This window comes from Candidatus Desulfolinea nitratireducens (genome assembly GCF_982879505.1).
This window is the reverse complement of the sequence record NZ_CEYOSI010000327.1, coordinates 1-2,632: the sequence shown is the minus strand read 5'-3', so window position 1 is coordinate 2,632 and position 2,632 is coordinate 1. Positions and strand designations below refer to the sequence as shown.

1 protein-coding gene is annotated in these 2,632 nt (G+C 46.4%); it reads left to right on the top strand.

Features of this window, described 5'->3' with window-relative positions; translation table 11 throughout:
• Positions 1-1,955: hypothetical protein (locus AC3DOM_RS17305; protein WP_487920286.1), on the top strand; the 1,955-nt coding region annotated here is incomplete at its 5' end.
• Positions 1,956-2,632 lie beyond the last annotated feature (677 nt).

The window sequence follows — 2,632 nt, the reverse complement described above, 5'->3', positions numbered from 1 at the left end:
GTTTTGCTTTCTTTATTATTTTCTCGGTGCTGCTCCCGATCGATTTTGGTGTTCTTGCTGACTCGGTAAAATTACCGGGATCTGCAGAGACAGTCTATTGGATGACCGTCTTTGCCTTGATGACCCTCATCTGGGCTTTTGCTGTCTGGTTTTTTCGCTCGCGTTTTTTTTGCTTGACAGCCTTCATTTCTTTGGGGATCAGCCTGCTCTTTTTTGCCGATTTATTCAAAGATCCACCCATAGACCTGTATCTTCTCATGCTTTCGCTCTCTGGCCTACTGGGGATTTTTGCGACCAAACTCCTTGGCAAATGGAAGGATGAAAAGTTCACTTTTCCCCTCTTTTGGATATCTCAGCTTCAGCAAGGGATTCTTCTCCTAATATCGCTGGTCGCCTTTCTCATTCACTACAACGAAAGCTATTTTGAGAATACCTGGTGGCTGGCAACGACCGCTATTTGGTATCTTGGTGGGGCATTTTACCTCGCCAGCGATTGGCTCAAAAAGAGCCTCATTTTCCGCTTCCTGGCGGTTTTCTGCATGCTGCCCCTCTCATGGCTATTTCTAAATACATTCAATTCAAGTGCAACCACGCAGATCATCGTCCTCTTCGTGTGGGGAGTAATTTTTGCACTGAGCGGAGAAGGTCTGAAATCTCTTGAAGAGGGTAAGTTTACTGATTTTGGAACGCCGCTGATCTTTGGTGCTATTCCGCTGGCAAGTGTGGCCGCACTTTGGGGTTTGAATGAAAGCATCTCGCTTGGTTTCTATGTCCTCTTTGGTGCGGCGATCCTCTATACTGTGTTGAGCATATACAGGCCTCGCCTGTGGACCTGGTCTCTGGCCCTGGTTGCCGCCCTTTCTGCTTATTTCACCTTCTTTGGATTGGATGCCACCCGCTCGTGGGATCTGTATCTCGGTTATAAATTACTCATCCCCAGTCTATTGCTTCTGCTCCCCGATCTCTTCTTGAAAAACGATTTCAAAGATCGCCTCACATGGCGCCTGCCCCCCCGCCTTTTGGGGGCGCTGCTGTTAATGGTCAACACCGTTGTTTTATTTACCGCGACGGATGCAAATCTTGGCAAGGCTGCCTTTATTTTTGGTCTTTATGCCATCATTGCAATGGGATATGCACTGCGCTACTTCCCCGAATATGCCTATAACGCCAATGGAGCGATCCTGCTGGTCGTGATCTATATCCTTCGTGACCAGGACGCAGAAACCTGGCTAACGCCCCTGATTAGCCTGTCTGTCTTCTTCTATCTGATCGGAGTGGTTCTGGAGCGCGCGATCGAAAAGGTGAATTGGGGAAATGTATATCGATATAGCGGTCTGGGGCTTGGCGTACTCGTCTCATTGAGTGCGCCCTTTGAAGATTCAGGTCTCGCGGCAAGTATCCCGGTCGTGATCGCCGCCGTGCTTTTTACCATTGAAGCCTTTCGCAAGAAAAATCTCTGGCTTGGCTTTCCCGCCAATGCTCTTTATCTGCTGGCTTATTTTATGATCCTGGCCAATTTTGAAATCGATCAGCCCCAGTTTTACTCAGTTGTCGCCGCCGCTCTGGGGATGCTGATGCATTATCTCCTTGTGCGGGGTGGCAGCAAGACAGCAGCATTTATCACGGGGATGCTTTCGCAGATTACCCTCCTGAGCACGACCTATTTTCAGATGGTCTCCGAAGAGGAGTTGATCTATTTCGTGGTCCTTTTCCTGCAAGCGTTGGTCGTTTTGATCTACGGGATCGTTTACCGTTCTCGGAGCTTGGTGGTCACCCCGATCATCTTCCTCGTGGTTGGCGTGCTGACAATCACCTTTGGCCTGCTGGAGGGCATCCCGACCATCATCCTGATCGGCTGTACAGGTGTGCTCCTGATCGCCTTTGGGATCGGGGCGTTGCTGATGCGAGAAAGGGTTGCCGAGCTGCGCGAGCGTCTGGATGACTGGAATGCGTAGGGTGACCTCCGTAAAATGCGACCTTTCAAATTTGAAAGAATTGTTAAAAAAAATCCTTGAAAATATTGCCAATACGCATATAATTAATTTACCTTAACCAATTGAATTATGTGTGTAAATGGAGGTATGTGTCATGTTGTTCTCACCGAAAGAAACAGGTCAGGGTCTCGTAGAGTATGCTTTAATCCTAGTCCTGGTATCAGTGGTTGTTCTGGCCGTCTTGCTCATCCTCGGCCCAATCATTGGTAACGTTTTCACTGAGGTTAATAGCACTCTCACATCATAACCAACATAATTTGAAGAAGTTTTTTGAAATAGAAAAAGTGGTGCACGTTTTAGGCGCACCACTTTTTTTAATATTTTTCTGTATTTAATCTTTATCCACTACTCCCAAACCAGGAGTTGGCATACTCAACCTATAAAGTGAGGGGTGTAGGATTCAGGTTTATTTCAACGATAATTGCCCCCCTGGTGGTCTTTCTGCGCTGAGGAAAATTGATTTTATTACCCCATTGTATATATGTAACCTTACAAAACTGCAAGTAATAATAATTAAAAAAACTTGCAGTTTTGGCGAAAATATATATAATGAGAATATCTTACCCAATCGAATCAAGATTTATATATGGAGGTACTTAATATGTTGTTCTCACCGAAAGAAAAAGGCCAGGGTCTCG